The sequence below is a fragment of the Streptomyces sp. PKA51 genome (assembly GCF_057552455.1).
In genome coordinates, this window is sequence record NZ_BAAJPZ010000001.1 from 151,035 (window position 1) to 166,658 (window position 15,624).

The following is a 15,624-nucleotide window of genomic DNA, read 5'->3' on the forward strand; positions in this document are numbered from 1 at the left end:
GCAAGAAGCGAGGCCGACCGAATGACCGAAACCTGCCCCCGGGCGCTGACCACCCTCGCGGACGAGCCGGCCAGTGAGTTCGACCTGTCCGACCCGGCGTTCATCACCGACCCGGCGGCCGGCGAGCGCTGGACCGGCGGCCCCCGGCCGGTCTGCCGCGGCAGGTTCGCCGACGGCACCGACATCTGGGTGGCCACCGCGTACGAGGACGTCCGGAAGGTGCTGGGCGAGCCCACCCTGCGCAGCCGGCCGCCGGGCGACTCCCACCGGGAGTCCATGCTCAGCCGCGGCATCCCCGAGGACATCGTCGACATGTTCGACTCGACCCTGCTGACCATGGACGGCGCCGATCACATGCGCGTCCGCCGCCTGGTCACCCGGGCCCTGTCCGCCCGCCGGATGCAGGCCCTGACCCCCGCGATCACCCGCGTGGCGCACCGGCTGCTCGACGACCTCGCCGGCAAGCCCGAGCCCGACCTCATCGCCGACTACGCCCACCCCCTGGCCATCATCGTCATCTGCGAGATGCTCGGCGTCGACGAGCACTACCGCGAGCAGTGGCGCGAGTGGAGCGAGACCCTGGCCCAGGCCCTGCGCCCCAACCCCGAGCAGTTCGCCCCGGCGGTGCGCGGCATGGCCCGGATGACGAAGGAGATCATCGAGGCCCGCCAGGCCGAGCCCCGGGACGACCTGATCTCCGAACTGGTGCAGGTGCACGAGGAGGACAGCGACCGGCTCACCGACGACGAGCTGGTGGCGCTCGCCATGGTGCTCGTCCAGGCCGGCCACGAGACCGTGCGCAACCTCATCGCGCTGGGTGTCTTCACCCTGCTCCAGCACCCCGAGCAGCTCAAGCAGTTCAAGGACGACCCGTCCGTCGCCGCCAAGGCGGTGGCCGAACTCGTCCGCCACACCGCGCCCGTCAAGCACACCTTCCGGCGCTTCGCCACCGAGCCGGTCGAGATCGGCGGGGTGACGGTGCAGCCGGGCGAGGCGATCCAGGTGGTGCTGGCCGCCGCCAACCGCGACCCGCAGGAGTTCGAGCAGCCGCAGGAGCTGGACCTCACGCGCGAGCACAATCCCCACCTGGGCTTCGGCCGCGGCGCCCACTACTGCCTGGGCGCCAGCCTCGCCCTGATCGAGGGCGAGGTGGCCCTGACCGCGCTGTTCGAGCGGTTCCCCGACCTGCAACTGGCCGCCGAGCCCGCCGAGATCGCCCCGCGCTACCTGCTGGCGATGCAGCGGCTGCCCGTCCACCTCACGCCCCGGAAGGGAGAGGAATGACCCCCACCGCCCTGCCCACCGCCGACGGCCTGCCGATGGCCCGCGGCCGGTGCCCCTTCGACCCGGCTCCCGGGCTCACCGCGCTGCGCGCGCAGGCCCCGGTGGCCCGCATGGTCTTCCCCGACGGTCACCTCGGCTGGCTGGTCACCGGCTACGAGACGGTGCGCGAGCTGCTGGCCGACGGGCGGCTGAGCTCGCGCGGCGACGCCCTGCGCTCGCCCATCCCGCTGCCCATGGCCGACGACCGCATCGAGGTCGCCCCGGGCATGTTCACGGCCATGGACCCGCCGGAGCACACCCATTACCGGCGCAAGGTGGCCGCCTGGTTCTCCGCGCGCCGCACCCGCACCCTCGAACCCCTGCTGACCGCGCTCGCCGAGCGGCACCTGGACGCCATGACGGCCAAGGCCGCCGGCACCGGGCCCGTCGACCTGCTGACGGAGTTCGCCGAGCCCATGGCGGCATCCGCGATCTGCGAACTGCTCGGCGTGCCCGTGGCCGAGCGCGAGCACTTCGCCGCCTGCGTCAAGCGCCTGTTCTCCGTGCACTCCAGTGCCGAGGACGCCATCGGCGGCTGGCAGACGATCGCCGGGCTGCTGCACGGCCTGATCGAGGCCAAGAAGGCCGAGCCCACCGACGACCTGCTGGGCACGCTGGTCGCCGAGGGCGACCTCGACGACGCCGAACTCGTCACCCTGGGCACCGTCCTGCTGATCGCCGGCTACGACACCAGCGCGAACATGATCGCGCTGGGCACCTTCGCCCTGCTGCAGCACCCCGAGCAGCTCGCCGCGCTCGTCGCCGACCCCGCCCTCGCGCCGAACGCCGTCGAGGAGCTCCTGCGCTACCTGACCATCGTGCACGCGGGCTCCATCCGCGCGGCCGGCGAGGACATGGAGATCGCCGGGCACCGCGTCGCCGCCGGCGACGCGATCTCGCTCTCCCTCGCCGCGGCCAACCGCGACCCCGCCCTGTGCACCGATCCCGACCGGCTCGACATCACGCGCGAGCCCGTGCCGCACCTGGCCTTCGGGTACGGCATCCACCAGTGCGTGGGCCAGCAACTGGCCCGGCTGGAGCTGCGGATCGCCTTCGAGACCCTGCTGCGCCAGCTGCCCGGGCTGCGCCTGGCCGTCCCGGCCGACGAGATCCGCACCCGCGCGGAAATGATCATCTACGGCGTGCACGAGCTGCCGGTGACGTGGTGAACGGAGAGACCGTGCTGTACCGAGAGATGTTCAAGTCCAAGATCCACCGGGCCAGGGTGACCCAGGCGGACCTGCACTACGTGGGTTCCGTCACCATCGACGCCACCTTGATGGCCGCCGCCGACCTGCTGCCCGGCGAGAAGGTCGACATCGTCGACATCGACAACGGCGCCCGGCTGAGCACCTATGTCATCGAGGGGGAGGCGGACAGCGGGATCATCGGCATCAACGGCGCCGCCGCCCGCCTCATCAGCCCCGGCGACCTCGTCATCATCATCTCCTACGCCTCGATGAGCGACGAGCACGCACGCTCCTTCGAGCCCAGCGTGGTGTTCGTCGACGCGGACAACCGGCCCGTCCAGGTCGGCTCCGACCCCGCCGACGTGCCCGACGGCTTCGGCCTGCGCCGCGGCGACACCGTCGACGCCTGACCCGCCCCACCCCGTCGATCGTGGAGTAACGCCTTGAGTGCCACCCCTGACGTGATGACCGCCTTCACCAGCGGTCTCGCCGACATCAACCTCACCGAGTCCGCGACTCCCCGCAGCGGGGAGAAGGCCGCCGGCATGAAGTCGGCCAGTGCCACCATCTACGACATGGCCGCCACCCTCTCCGGCAAGGGCGACCTGTGGAACTGGGGCATGTACGACCGTGGGATCGCCGAGGAGATCCGGGCCCGCGTGCCCGGCTTCGGCGAGCCCTGGACGGACGGCTTCAGCGAGCAGCTGTACTTCCTCGCCCTGCGGGACCTGCCGATCGACCTGGACGACTACGCCGGCCGCACCGTCCTGGAGGTCGGCTGCGGCATGGGCGAGGGCCTGAACTTCCTGTCCCGGATCGTCCCCGGGGCGCAGCTGACCGGCCTCGACCTCTCGCCCAAGGCCGTCGCGCGGGCGAGCGCCACCCTGGCCCGCGGCGAGAGCCTGCGCTTCGTCCACGGCGACGCGGAGGACCTGCCGTTCGAGGACGGCTCGGTCGACGTGCTCGTCAACATCGAGAGCTCGCACACCTACCCCGACCTCGGCAAGTTCCTGCGCGAGGCCGCGCGTGTGCTGCGCCCCGGCGGCCACCTCAGCCACATCGACGTCTTCACCCGGCAGCGCACCGCCACCATGCGGCAGGCCGCCGAGGAGACCGAGGGCCTGGAGTGGATCGTCGACAACGACATCTCCGACCGGGTCCGCGCGGCGGTGCGCCGCCGGATGGCGCAGGGCAGCCACTTCCGCACCATGCTGGGCAAGCAGCGGATGAACCCGCTGATGCGGCAGGTCGTCGCGCACAGCCAGATCCTGATGTTCGGCGGCATGTTCGCCGGCTACCAGCCGCCGTCCACCATCAAGGTGCTCAGCAAGCTGGGCATCGTGCCGTGGATGAGCGGCCTGCCGATGGAGAGCTACCGCCACCAGATCGCGGTCCGCCGGTGAACGGCCCCGACACAGGGGCCGGCAGCCCGCGGCTGTTCGCCGTCGCCGCCGACTCCGAGGAGCTCCTCACCGCCCTGCTGTACGCGCACCTGGACCGCATCCGCGCCGGGCGGTCGCTGCCCTCGCTCGCCCGGTACTGCCACGACGCCGCCACCGGCACGGCCGGCACGCACCGCGTCGCCTTCGCCGTCGCCTCCTACGCGGAGCTGGCACAGCAGCTGCAGGCGGTGTGCGCGGGCGAGAGCGAGCGCGTCCCCGCGGACGTCGCGGCCCGCCGCCCCCGCCTGGTGTTCGTCTTCGCCGGGCAGGGCGCGCAGTGGCACGGCATGGGCCGGGAACTCCTGGCCGCCGAGCCGGTGTTCCGGCAGACCCTGCACCGGTGCGACGCGTTCGTGCGCGAGTTCGCCGGATTCTCCGCCGTCGAGCAGTTGGGGCTGCCCGAGGAGACCTCCCGGCTCGGCGAACTGGACGTCCTGCAGCCGACGATGGTGTCCTTGCAGATCGCCCTCGCGGCCCTGTGGCGCAGCTGGGGCGTGACCCCGGACGCGGTGGTCGGGCACAGCATGGGGGAGATCGCCGCCGCGCACACCGCCGGCGCGCTGACCCTGCGCGACGCCATGGTGATCGCCTGCCGGCGCAGTGCGCTGCTGCGCCGGATCACCGGCAAGGGCGCGCTCGCCGTCACCGAACTCCCGCCCGCCGAGGCCCATGCGGTGGCCGAGGCCAGCGGCGGCACGATCAGCGTGGCCGGGGAGAACAGCCCCCGCTCCACCGTGCTCGCCGGGGACGCGCGCTCCCTCGCCGAACTCGTCGGCGAACTGGAGCGGCGGGACGTCTACTGCCGGGTCATCAAGGGAACGGTCGCCTCCCACAGCCACTACGTGGAGGAACTGCGCGAGGACCTGCGCACCGCCCTGCAGTCCCTGCAACCGACCGCCACCGCCGTGCCGATGTACTCGACGGTGACGGCCGAGCCGGTGCCGGGCACCGAGCTGGGACCCGCGTACTGGATGCGCAACCTGCGCGAGCCCGTACGGCTCGCCGCCGCGACGCAGAACCTGGCCGCCGCGGGCCATGAGGTGTTCGTCGAGGTCAGTGCCCACCCCGTGCTGCTCAGCCCGCTGCGGCAGACGCTGGAGCACGGCGAGCGGCCGGGGTGGCTGCTGCCCTCCGGCCGGCGCCGGGAGGAGCACCGCTCGATGCTCTCCTCGCTCGGCGCGCTGTACGCCTGCGGCCGCGAACCCGCCTGGGCCGCCCTGCACCCGGGCGGCCCCGCCACGGGCCTGACGCCGTACCAGGCCGCGGTGATCGAGGCCGCACGCCGGCCCCGGCCGGTGCCCACCGCCGCAGTGGCGTGACGGACCCGAGGCCCCGCATCCGGCACGGACGCGGGGCCTCACGGCGTACAGGGCTCCTGGAACGTCAGCGGCCCTTGCGCTTGATCTTGATGCTGGCCATGTCCGTCGACACCGAGCGCAGGTCGCTGCAGCCCGCCCCCAGGCCGCGGACGGCGGCCGTGGCCAGCTCCTCGGCCTTCGCGTGCACGACGGCCTCGGTGTCCTCCTCGTCGGCGGGGACCAGCACGCGGAAGGTGAACCCGCGCAGGTGCCGCTCGTAGGTGACGGTGCCCTCCTCGGTGAACCGGGCGCTGAACACGTCGTGCTCGCCGGCCTTCGCCACCAGCGCGGCGCGCTGCGCGTCGTCGAGATCCGCGAATTTGCCCTGGGTGAGGACCTGGTAGGTGGTACTGCTCATGACGCTCGCTCTCCAGATGTGCTTGTTCCGGTGTCGGGCCGGCGGGTGCAGCGCCCCGTAGGGGCGCGAGGAACTGCGCGACAAGCCACGACGCACCCGCAGGTTCGGCTGCAGGCCCACGATGGCCCTAGGCCGCCGCCTCCTGCTTGCGCACCCGGTGGTGCGGCAGCAGGAACAGCAGACCGGTCACCGGTATCAGGCCGGCGGCCGTCCAGTACAGCGTCTCGCTGTAGGTGGTCTGGAAGGTCCGGCCGCGGATGTCGCCGAGCGCACCCGCGATCGCCTCCCGGCCGCCGGCGTCCGCGCCGTCGAGGAGCACGGTGCAGCTGCGCGGCACCTTGGCCAGGTCGTCCTGACCGAGCGAGTCGGTCGCACACGTCCGCACGGCCGTCACCTGCTGCGGCGCCACCGCGCGGTGCTCGGGCAGCGCCCGGTCGGCCTGCGGGCCGGCGTTGGCGCCCAGGGCGGAGAAGAAGACGCCGCCGATGACCGCCACGCCGAGGGCGGCACCGAGCTGCCCGGTCGCGTTGATGATGCCGGAGGCGGCACCGGCCTCCTGCGGGGTGACCTCCCGCAGCACCAGCGCGGTCAGCGGGGGCATGAGCAGGCCCATGCCCGAGCCGAGCAGGATCATGGACGGGACGGCGTGCCAGGAGGTGATGTCCGCCCCCGCGCGGTCGGCCGCCCAGGCGTACGAGGCGATGCCCGCCAGCATCATCAGCGCACCCGCCAGCAGGCAGTACCGGCCGTAGCGCGGGGAGAGCCTGCGCACGGCGAAGCTGCCGACGAGCGGGACGCACACCGAGAACGGCACGGCGGTCAGACCGGTGTGCAGGGCCGACCAGCCCAGGCCGCCCTGCAGGTAGAGCGTCCAGCTGAGGAAGAAGCCCGCGGGCACGGCGCTGAAGAGCAGCTGCACGCCGATGCCGGCCCCGAACGCACGGACCTTGAACAGCGACAGCGTCACCAGCGGCGAGCCGTCCTTGCGGGTCTTGTGGCGCTCGTAGAGGACGAACGCCACCCCGACGGGGGCCGAGGCCACGAGCGAGACGATGCTCCAGGCGGGCCAGCCGAGCTCCCGGCCCAGCGTCAGGGGCAGCATCAGCAGCAGCAACCCGCCGATCGCCAGCAGCATGCCGACGAGGTCCAGCCGCTTGGCGTGCGGGGAGTTCGACTCGCGCATCCACCGCCAGGCGCCCACCAGGGCCGCGACGCCGACCGGCAGATTGACCACGAAGATGCTGCGCCAGCCGAGGTCGAGGGGGCTCCAGTCGACCAGGGCGCCGCCGATGACCGGCCCGCAGACGATGGCCAGGCCGATCATGCTGGCGTACAGGCTGACGACGCGCCCCACCTCCTGCGGCGCGAAGGTGACGTGGATGAGCGCCAGCACCTGGGGCACCATGACGGCCGCGGCCAGGCCCTGCAGCACCCGGGAGGCGACGAGCATCTCGGTGCTCTGCGCCGCGGCGCACAGCGCGGAGGCGACGACGAAGCCGGCGACACCGGTGAGGAACATCCGCTTGCGGCCGAAGATGTCGCCGAGCCGGCCGCCGGTGATGAGTAAGACGGCGAAGCTCAGCGTGTAACCGGCGGTCATCGCCTGGACGGCGACCGCGGAGGCCCCCAGGTCGCGCTGGATGGCCGGGATCGCCACGGTGATGATGTTGGCGTCCAGCAGGTCCATGAAGGTGGCGACCAGCAGGACGGCGAGGGCGAGCCAGCGTTTGGGGTCCGGCTCGGGCGCTTCGGGGGTGACGGGTGGTCCGGCGGTGGCCGGCTGCTCCGCCTGTCCTGCCTTGCTCATGGGTTCCTCTCCACGGTGTCGGATGCGCGGGGCTCGGTGGTGCGTGCGAGCGCGGTCCAGGACTTCATCAGGAGTTCCACCACGTCCACGACCGTGTCGGTGGTGCTGTCGGCGGGCGAGAGCGCGCGCTGGACGGACAGGCCGTCGTCGAGGGCGTGCACGACGAGGGCGAGCAGTTCGACGGGCGCCGGGGGAGTGACGCCGCGCGCGGCGAAGCCCTGCTCCAGCGCGCCCGCGAGGGCAGCCCGCGAGCGGCGTTCGCGGTCCGCGAGCAGGGGCAGCAGCTCGGGGTCCCGCAGGCCGTACAACCACAGCTCGGTGCGCAGGGCGAGCCAGCTGGTGAGATTGCCGTCCCGCCGGCGGTGCCAGGAGCGCAGGTGCTCGATCATCTCGTCGAACGTCCCGGCGCTGCTGGTCATCTCCTGGATCTCCGCCAGCTCGCGCTGGGAGCGCTGTTCGAGCAGGGCCAGGACGAGCTCGTGCTTGCCGTCGAAGTTGCCGTAGAAGGCGCCGCGCGTGTAGCCGGCGTTCTCCACGATCTGCTCGACGGACGTCCCGCTCACCCCCTGCTCGGCGAAGAGTTCGGCCGCCGACCGCAGGAGCTGCTCCCGGGTGAGTTCCCGGCTCTGCTGCCGGGTGAGCCGCCTGGTGATGGTGATCGCCTCCTTCAAGGACCGTTCGGATACGGGACTGTATCCCAATACAGGTCTGTATCCGACCTGGATCCGGTGGGTATCTGACGACCAATCAAAGGGGCAGGCAAAAAGAGCCGGTCACCCCACCGGAGGGCGGGATGACCGGCTCGTGGCGCGGGTGCCTCAGTGGCCTGCGGCCGGGACCACGAGGGCAGTTGCGACGTACCGGGTGCCGTTGCGGACGGCCGTGCACCAGCGGCCGGTGAAGGTGTCGATCCGCCGGCCGCCGACCACCGGACCGGGCACCTTCAGCTCACAACGCAAGGTGCCCTGCTCGGGATCGGGGGTGATGACGCAGTCGCCGAAATCCAGCCAGCGGCCGGTCAGCGGGAACCATGTCTTGTATGTGCTCTCCTTGGCACTGAAAAGCAGCCGGTCCCACGCCACGTCCGGATGCGAGGCGGTGAGCCGGTCCAGGATGCGCCGTTCCTCGGGCAGTGCGATCAGCCTCTCCACGCCTGCGGGCAGTGGGGCGTGCGGCTCGGCGTCGATCCCGACCGAGGCCACCTGTGCCGTCCGGGCGACGGCCGCCGCACGGTAGCCGTCGCAGTGGGTCATGCTGCCCACGACGCCGTCGGGCCAGGCGGGAGCGCCTTTGGGGCCCGGCAGGATCGGGCCCGCGGTCACCCCCAGCTCCGCCAGCGCGGAGCGGGCGCACAGCCGGACGGTGGTGAACTCCCGTACGCGCTTGTCGACCGCGCGGGCCACCACGGCGGCCTCCTGCGGATGCAGGTGGACGCCCGGGGGATCGGAGAACAGTTCCACGGTGACGACATCCGGCAACAACCCTCTGAGCAGGTCGGTTCCGGCGGGGAAGGGGGCTGCGGGCGCATGCGATGTCCGTATCGGACCGTTTGGGCAGCAATCCGCTTGCTGATTCCCCGTCATGAACGGAAGCCTACCTTGCAGAAGCGTTCATGATCGGCCAAGATGCGTGCTGTCGACGCGTGATTTCCGGCCTGGGCAGGGGAGGTTGGGTCCGCACGCCGAAACCCGAACTCCCGGGCCCTGCCGACACGGCCTCACCGCCGCGCCGCCACGGGCCCCCACAGGGCAATGCATCGCACGTGGGGGATGTGATGATTCAGCACTGCCGCAGGTCAGGGCTCTCTCAGGGCCGGGACTCCGGTACTTTCGCGCCGGACCACCGGCTCACGTCCGTGACCGTATGCTGACCCGCCCGGTCGTCCTGGGCCTGCCCGCCCTGTCCGTCGGCGGCCTGTCCGAGAACTGGCTGTTGCGCGAAGCCGGCGACATCCACTGGGCGCTCATCGGGGAACACTTCGACATCCCCGTCGCACAGCTCACCGATGCCGACGGCGTCCGGCTGCTGCCCGCCTTCGTCCGCGCCGCCGTCACCGCCACCGACTCCCTGAAATCCTTCGCCGAGCACGACGAGGGCGAACTGAGCGGCACCCTGAGCCGCCTCGACGAGCACACCTTCGTCGGCGACATCCGGTTCGCCACGGCGACCGCGCACGTCGACGTCCGGCTGCTCACCTCCTTCGTCCGCCGCGGCACGGGCAACTGGCTGGTCCCGGCGACGCCGCAGCGCGCGGGCGGCAGCACGGCCGCCGAGCCGGACCCCGCACACCTGCGCTTCCACGAGGAGTTCCTCGCCCAGCGGTCGCTCACCCCCGACGGCGCCGGCCTGTACAGCGACACCTACGAACTCAACCCGTTCGCGGACGTGAACGCCGCCGGCCTGCTGTACTTCGCGTCGTACCCGCACATCAACGACCGCGGCGAGCGCAAGTTCGCGCAGTCGCGCGTGCCCGGGGCGGAATGGGCCACCGAGGCCACGACCCTCGGCCGCGACATCGTCTACCTCGGCAACTGCGGCCTCGACGAGGCGGTGCGCTACCGCCTGGACGACTGCCGGCCCGACGGGGACGACCGCATCGTCCTGACGTCCTCCCTCCTGCGCGAACGCGACGGCAGGCCGCTCGCCCGCATACGCACCGTCAAGTCCCTCGCCGAACGGGCCGACTTCGCGCCGCTGTGGGACGGCGGTACGGCCGTGGCCGCATCCCGCCCCCGGGCGCCCCGGGGGACGGCGCCCGTGCCCGACGACGTCGAGGCCCTGCTCCTGCCGGTGATGGAGCATGTGCTGGAGCAACCGGCCGGTTCGCTGACCGTCGACGACGACCTGCGCCCGCACGGACTCGACAGCCTCGCACTGTCGGAGGCCGCCGTCCGGGCCGCCGACGAGGCCGGGCTGGAGATCGACCCCAGCACCATGTTCCAGGCCTTCACCGTCGCCGCCATGGCCCGGGTGCTGCGCGGCGAACGCCCGGCACCGGCCCCCGCCCCCCTCCCGCCGGCGCCCGCCTCCGGTACCGGCGCCGGCGCACCGATCGCCGTCATCGGCATGGCCGGCCGGTTCCCCGGCGCACCGGGCGTGCCCGAGCTGTGGGACCTGCTGGGCCGCGACGAGGACGCCGTCCGCGACATCCCCGCCGACCGCTGGGACGCCAGCGCCCACCCCGGCCTCATCGGCCGGGCCGCCCTGCTCGACGACATCCGCCGCTTCGACCACGAGTTCTTCTCCATCAGCCCCCGCGAAGCCGCCCTCATGGACCCCCAGCAGCGCCTGCTGCTGGAGGTCGCCTGGGCGACGGCCGAGGACGCCGGAGTGGACCCCGCCGCCCTCGCCGGCACCCGTACCGGCGTCTACGCGGGCGTGTGCCACTCCGACTACGCCGCCGTCCTCGCCGCACACGCCGGCCACGACGAGCCCCACCTCAGCGTCGCCGTCTCCCCCTCCCTCGTCGCCAACCGCGTCTCCTACGCCCTCGGACTGCGCGGGCCCAGCGTCGCCGTCGACACCCTGTGCTCCTCCTCCCTGGTGGCCGTCGCCCAGGCCGTCGCGGCCCTGCGCACCGGCGAGTGCGACCTGGCCTTCGCCGGCGGCGTCAACGTGCTCGCCGACCCCGCCCGGCAACGCGCCTACCAGCGCACCGGCGTCCTCAGCCCGCGCGGCCGCTGCCACACCTTCGACGACGACGCCGACGGCTACGTCCGCGGCGAAGGCGTGGCCGCGCTGCTGCTCAAGCCGCTCGACCGCGCCCTCGCCGACGGCGACCGCGTCCACGCCGTCATCCGTGGCGCCGCCGTCAACCATGGCGGCCAGGCGCAGTCCTTCACCGCACCCAACCCCGACGCGCAGGCCGACCTCCTCGTCGCCGCGTACAACGAGGCCGGCGTCGACCCCGCGACCATCGGCTACATCGAGGCCCACGGCACCGGCACCCGGCTCGGCGACCCCATCGAGATCTCCGGCATGGTCACCGCATTCGAGCGGCTCTACGACCAGTGGGGCCACCCGCGCCCCGCCGCACCCCACTGCGGCGTCGGCTCCGTCAAGACCAGCATCGGACACCTGGAATCGGCCGCGGGCATCGCCGGCATGATCAAGGTGATCCTGGCCATGCGCCACCGGACCCTGCCCGCCAGCCGCAACGTCCGCCGGCCCAACCGCATGATCAGGACCGAGGGCACGCCCCTGCGCCTGCAACTCACCCGCGAGACATGGCAGGCCCCCGCCGGCGGCGCCCCGCGCCGCGCCGGCGTCAGCTCCTTCGGCATGGGCGGCACCAACGCCCACGTCGTCCTGGAGGAGGCCCCCACCGCACCGGCGGCCGCCGACACCGGCGCCCCCGTGGTCGTACCCGTCTCCGCCCGCACCCCCCAGGCCCTGCGGCAGGCCGTGACCGCCCTGCTCGACGTCGTCCGCTCCAGCGACGCCCCGCCACTCGCCTCGATCGCCCGGACGATGCGCACCGGCCGCGCGAACCTGCCCTGCCGCATCACCGTCGAAGCCGCCGACCTCGGCGAACTCGCCACCCGACTCGCCGCGGTACTCGACGGAACCGCACCGCACACGGACACCGACCCCGACCGCCACCCCGTGCCCGACGCCCCGCCCGTGTCGCTGCCCACCTACCCCTTCGCCCGCACCCGGCACTGGGCCGCACCCGTGCCCGACGCCGCCCTCCTCACCACCACCTGGCAGGACGCGCCCGCACCCGGCACATCCCACGACGGCCGCCTCCTGGTCGTCACCACCGACCCGCACCTCGCCCGCACCGTGCTCGCCGACCGCGCCGTCGCCCACGCGCCCGGCGACCCCCTGCCCGACCTCGACGGGCTCACCGGCATCGTCGACCTCGTCGACTGGACCGCACCCGGCACCCTGGTCGCCGAACGCGTCTTACTGCTGCAGCAGGTGCTCGCCGCCCTCCCCCGCACCGGACTGCGGTGCGTGCACGTCAGCGGCACCGAACGCTCCGCACTCGCCGGCTTCTACCGCTCGCTGTCCGGCGAGTTCACCACCGTCCACGCGCGCACCGTCCGCGTCGACGGCGGCACCGCCGACCTCGCCGCCGCCATTCGTGCCGAGACCGCGGCGACCGACCGGGAAACCGAGATCCGCTACGAGGGCTCCCGGCGCCGCCGCCCCGTGGCCGCCTTCGCCCCCGCACCCGCCGGCGACGACCTCCTCGCCGGCCTCGACCGGGGCGCCGTCCTCATCACCGGCGGCCTCGGCGGCATCGGCCTGCGCCTGGCCGCCCACCTCGCCGACCGCGGCGCCCGGCACATCGTCCTCGTCGGCCGCTCCCGCATGCCCGTACGCAACCAGTGGGCCGCCCTCGCCACCGACCCCGCCACCGACCCCGCCCTGCGCGAGCGCCTCACCGCCCTGCTCGCCCTCGTCGAACGCGGCGTCACGCTCACCGTGCGCACCGACGCGCTCGACGACGTCACCTCCCTGCGCCGGCTCATCGGCCGGGTCAGGAAGCAGGCCGGCGGACTCCACGCCGTCTTCCACTGCGCCGGTGTGATGGACCGCCCCACCTCCTTCCTCTCCCGCACCCCCGACGACATCGCCCGGGTGCTGTGGCCCAAGACCGACGGCCTGCACGTCCTGTGGTCCGCCTTCGGGCAGCAACCGCCCCGGCTCATGGTCCTGTTCTCCTCGGTGGCCGCCGCCGCACCGCGCCTCGGCGCGGGCTACCTCGACTACGCGGCCGCCAACACCGTCCTCGACGACTTCGCCACCGACCACGCCGACGCACCCGGCTGCACCGTGCGCTCCCTGCGCTGGCCGCTGTGGCGCGGCGTGGGCATGGGCAACGACCGCACGAGCGCCGCCGGCGCCCTCGGCATCCCGGACCTGACCCCGGACGACGCCCTGGAACTCCTCGACCTCGCCCTGCGCACACCCGGCGAACCCGTCCTCCTGCCGTGCCGCGTGGAGCGGTCGGCGGTGGTGACGGACGAGCTCCACCTGGCCCCGAGCCGCCCGACCCCGGCCGCCGGGCCGGCGCAGCCGGCGCCGTCCGGCGGTGCCGGTCACGCCGTGCCGGGCGCCGTGCCCGGCGGTGGCGGTCAGCCTGTGGGGGGCGCCGGGCAGTTCACCTCGGGCGTCGTGTTCGGCGAATCGTCGCGGTCCGTCCCGCCCACCGACGGCGGGCACGACGTGCCGTCCCCCGGCGCGGCCGTCGACCTCGACCGGCTCGTCGCCGTCGTCGCCCGTACGACCAGGGTCGACGCGGCCCTGCTGGGCCCCGACACCGTGCTCGGCGACGTCGGCGTGGACTCGCTGCTGATGGCCGAACTCGTCCGGGAGCTGGAGGTCGAGCTCGGGCACCCGGTCGACCCCAGCCTGCTCCAGGACCACCCGACCCTCGCCGGACTCGCCGCCGCCCTCGGTGCGTCGGCCACCACCCCGCCCCCTGGCCCGAACGCCCCGGCCGCCGGGACCGTCGGCCCGGTCCCGGCTCCCGGGGCGGCCGCCGCGCCCGCAACCGGTCCCGTTCCGGCCCCCGGGCCCGCCGCACCCGCTGTCGGCCCGGTTCCGGGCCCCGGCCTCGGGCCCGTCGCCCCGGCGGCCCGGCCGACCGCTCCCGCGCCAGCGGGTACGGCGCCGGCGGGTACCGCTCCCGAGGGGAAGCCGGTCCCCATCGCCGTCATCGGCATGGGCTGCCGCCTGCCCGGTGCTGCCGATCCCGCCGCGTTGTGGGAGGTGTTGCTGGCGGGGCGTGACGTCGTCACCGAGGTGCCGGCCGATCGTTGGGACGTCGGGGCTCTCTACAGCCCCGACGACGCACCCGGCCGCAGCCGGAGCCGGTGGGGTGGGTTCCTGGAGGACGCGGCCCTGTTCGACCCGGAGTTCTTCGGTTTCGACGACGAGGGCGCACGCCATCTCGACCCGCTGGCGCGCAAGGCGCTCGAGGTGTCCGTCGAGTGCCTGCGCGACGCCGGGTACCGCGAGGACGAGCTGCGCGGCCGCCCGGTGGGGGTTTTCGTCGGTACGCGCACGGGCAACCACCGCGCGCACCTGCAGCCGCCCACGCGGGCGTACATCGCCGGTGTCAACCAGAACTTCGTCGCCGCGCACATCTCGCACTTCCTCGACCTCACCGGCCCCAATCTCGTCGTCGACAGCGCCTGTTCCTCGTCGCTGGTGAGCATTCACCTCGCGGCGCAGAGCCTGGCGACGGGCGAGTCCGCCATGGCGCTGGCCGGGGGAGTGGACCTGCTGTTCGACGAGGAGCCGTACCTCATGCTCAGCGCCGGCAAGGCGCTGTCCCCCAGCGGCCGGTGCCGCACCTTCGACGAGGCCGCCGACGGGCTCGTCCCGGGCGAGGGTGCCGGGATGGTGCTGCTCAAGCGGTTGGAGGACGCCCTGCGCGACGGCGACCGCGTCCTGGCGGTCGTCGAGGCGTCCGGGGTCAACAACGACGGCCGGACCATGGGGCACACCACGCCCAGCGGCGCCGCCCAGCGCGCACTGGTCGCGGGGACGCTCGCCCGGGGCGGGATCGACGCGCGGTCCATCGGGTACGTCGAGGCGCACGGCACCGGCACGATGATCGGCGATCCGATCGAGCTGCAGGCCCTGACGGCCGTTCACCGCACGTACACGGACGACCGGGGCTACTGCGGCATCGGCAGTGTCAAGAGCACGATGGGGCACCTGTTGAGCGCGGCCGGCGTGGCCGGGTTCATCAAGGCGGTGCAGATCCTGCGGCACGGCCGCCTCGTGCCCACCCTGCACTGCCGGCGCCCGAACCCGCGCTTCGCGTTCGACGAGTCGCCGTTCTTCCCGGTCACGCAGGTCGCGGATCTGCCGGCCGGCAGCCGGGTGGCCGTCAGTGCCTTCGGCTTCGGCGGTACGAACGCCCATGTCGTCCTCGGGCCCGGCACGCCGGGCGAGCCGGGAAGGGCGCCGCTGGATCCGCCCGTCTACCGCCGCAGACGGTTCTGGCGCCTGCCCGCCGCGCCCGGCCCGGACGCGGCACCGCGGGTCCGTTCGGCCCGGCTCGACCTGAGTTTCACCTGACCTCCGCCCGACCCCGCCTGACTTCGCCCCAGCTTCACCCCCGACCCGGTGCGCCCGGGCCGCTTCACGCTCCGTCGCATCGCCGATCACCGGGAGAGAACAC

10 protein-coding genes and 3 pseudogenes are annotated in these 15,624 nt (G+C 73.5%); 9 read left to right on the plus strand and 4 right to left on the minus strand.

What is annotated here, in order from left to right; translation table 11 throughout:
• Window positions 1-21 precede the first annotated feature (21 nt).
• The 5 genes from AC27L3_RS00620 to AC27L3_RS00640 are packed head-to-tail and all read left to right on the plus strand — an operon-like array spanning window position 22 to window position 5,274.
• Window positions 22-1,284: a cytochrome P450 family protein gene (locus AC27L3_RS00620; protein ID WP_487231956.1), complete on the plus strand. Its 1,263-nt coding sequence runs from the start codon at window positions 22-24 to the stop codon at window positions 1,282-1,284.
• A complete protein-coding gene (locus AC27L3_RS00625) occupies window positions 1,281-2,492 on the plus strand; it encodes a cytochrome P450 (protein WP_487231957.1) in 1,212 nt (403 codons plus the stop codon). Before AC27L3_RS00620 ends, AC27L3_RS00625 begins: the two co-directional genes overlap by 4 nt.
• Window positions 2,493-2,506: 14 nt before the next feature.
• Entirely contained in the window at window positions 2,507-2,923 is a 417-nt protein-coding gene (gene panD / locus AC27L3_RS00630; protein WP_344433671.1) for an aspartate 1-decarboxylase, read from the plus strand.
• A 33-nt stretch (window positions 2,924-2,956) separates the two neighbouring features.
• A complete protein-coding gene (locus tag AC27L3_RS00635) occupies window positions 2,957-3,916 on the plus strand; it encodes a class I SAM-dependent methyltransferase (RefSeq protein ID WP_487231958.1) in 960 nt (319 codons plus the stop codon).
• A complete protein-coding gene (locus AC27L3_RS00640; protein WP_487231959.1) occupies window positions 3,913-5,274 on the plus strand; it encodes an acyltransferase domain-containing protein in 1,362 nt (453 codons plus the stop codon). The genes AC27L3_RS00635 and AC27L3_RS00640 overlap by 4 nt, the downstream gene beginning before the upstream one ends.
• A gap of 64 nt (window positions 5,275-5,338) precedes the next feature.
• On the opposite strand, the gene AC27L3_RS00645 is transcribed toward AC27L3_RS00640, so the two are convergent.
• The 4 genes from AC27L3_RS00645 to AC27L3_RS00660 all read right to left on the minus strand — a co-directional run bounded on the left by AC27L3_RS00645 (window position 5,339) and on the right by AC27L3_RS00660 (window position 8,971).
• Window positions 5,339-5,671 (minus strand): DUF6204 family protein, encoded by a 333-nt coding sequence (locus AC27L3_RS00645; RefSeq protein WP_487231960.1) that lies wholly within the window; start codon window positions 5,669-5,671, stop codon window positions 5,339-5,341.
• Window positions 5,672-5,798: 127 nt separating this feature from the next.
• Window positions 5,799-7,478 carry an MFS transporter gene (locus tag AC27L3_RS00650; RefSeq protein ID WP_487231961.1) on the minus strand — a complete coding sequence of 560 codons (1,680 nt, stop codon included), beginning with the start codon at window positions 7,476-7,478 and terminating at the stop codon, window positions 5,799-5,801.
• Window positions 7,475-8,149 carry a TetR/AcrR family transcriptional regulator gene (locus AC27L3_RS00655; protein WP_487231962.1) on the minus strand — a complete coding sequence of 225 codons (675 nt, stop codon included), beginning with the start codon at window positions 8,147-8,149 and terminating at the stop codon, window positions 7,475-7,477. The genes AC27L3_RS00650 and AC27L3_RS00655 overlap by 4 nt, the downstream gene beginning before the upstream one ends.
• Window positions 8,150-8,296: 147 nt before the next feature.
• Entirely contained in the window at window positions 8,297-8,971 is a 675-nt protein-coding gene (locus AC27L3_RS00660; protein WP_487232291.1) for a 4'-phosphopantetheinyl transferase family protein, read from the minus strand.
• Between the two features lie 370 nt (window positions 8,972-9,341).
• Here AC27L3_RS00660 and AC27L3_RS00665 point away from each other — a divergent pair.
• From AC27L3_RS00665 to AC27L3_RS00680, 4 genes and pseudogenes are all read left to right on the plus strand, one after another.
• Window positions 9,342-11,627 (plus strand): annotated as a pseudogene (locus AC27L3_RS00665) (beta-ketoacyl synthase N-terminal-like domain-containing protein); the annotation flags it as partial.
• Between the two features lie 66 nt (window positions 11,628-11,693).
• A pseudogene (locus AC27L3_RS00670) lies at window positions 11,694-12,035 on the plus strand (ketoacyl-synthetase C-terminal extension domain-containing protein); the annotation flags it as partial.
• Window positions 12,036-12,704: 669 nt separating this feature from the next.
• Window positions 12,705-15,227 (plus strand): annotated as a pseudogene (locus AC27L3_RS00675) (beta-ketoacyl synthase N-terminal-like domain-containing protein); the annotation flags it as partial.
• Window positions 15,222-15,521, plus strand: a complete 300-nt coding sequence (locus tag AC27L3_RS00680) for a ketoacyl-synthetase C-terminal extension domain-containing protein (RefSeq protein ID WP_487232292.1) — start codon at window positions 15,222-15,224, stop codon at window positions 15,519-15,521. The pseudogene AC27L3_RS00675 and the gene AC27L3_RS00680, both read left to right, overlap by 6 nt.
• Window positions 15,522-15,624: the final 103 nt, after the last annotated feature.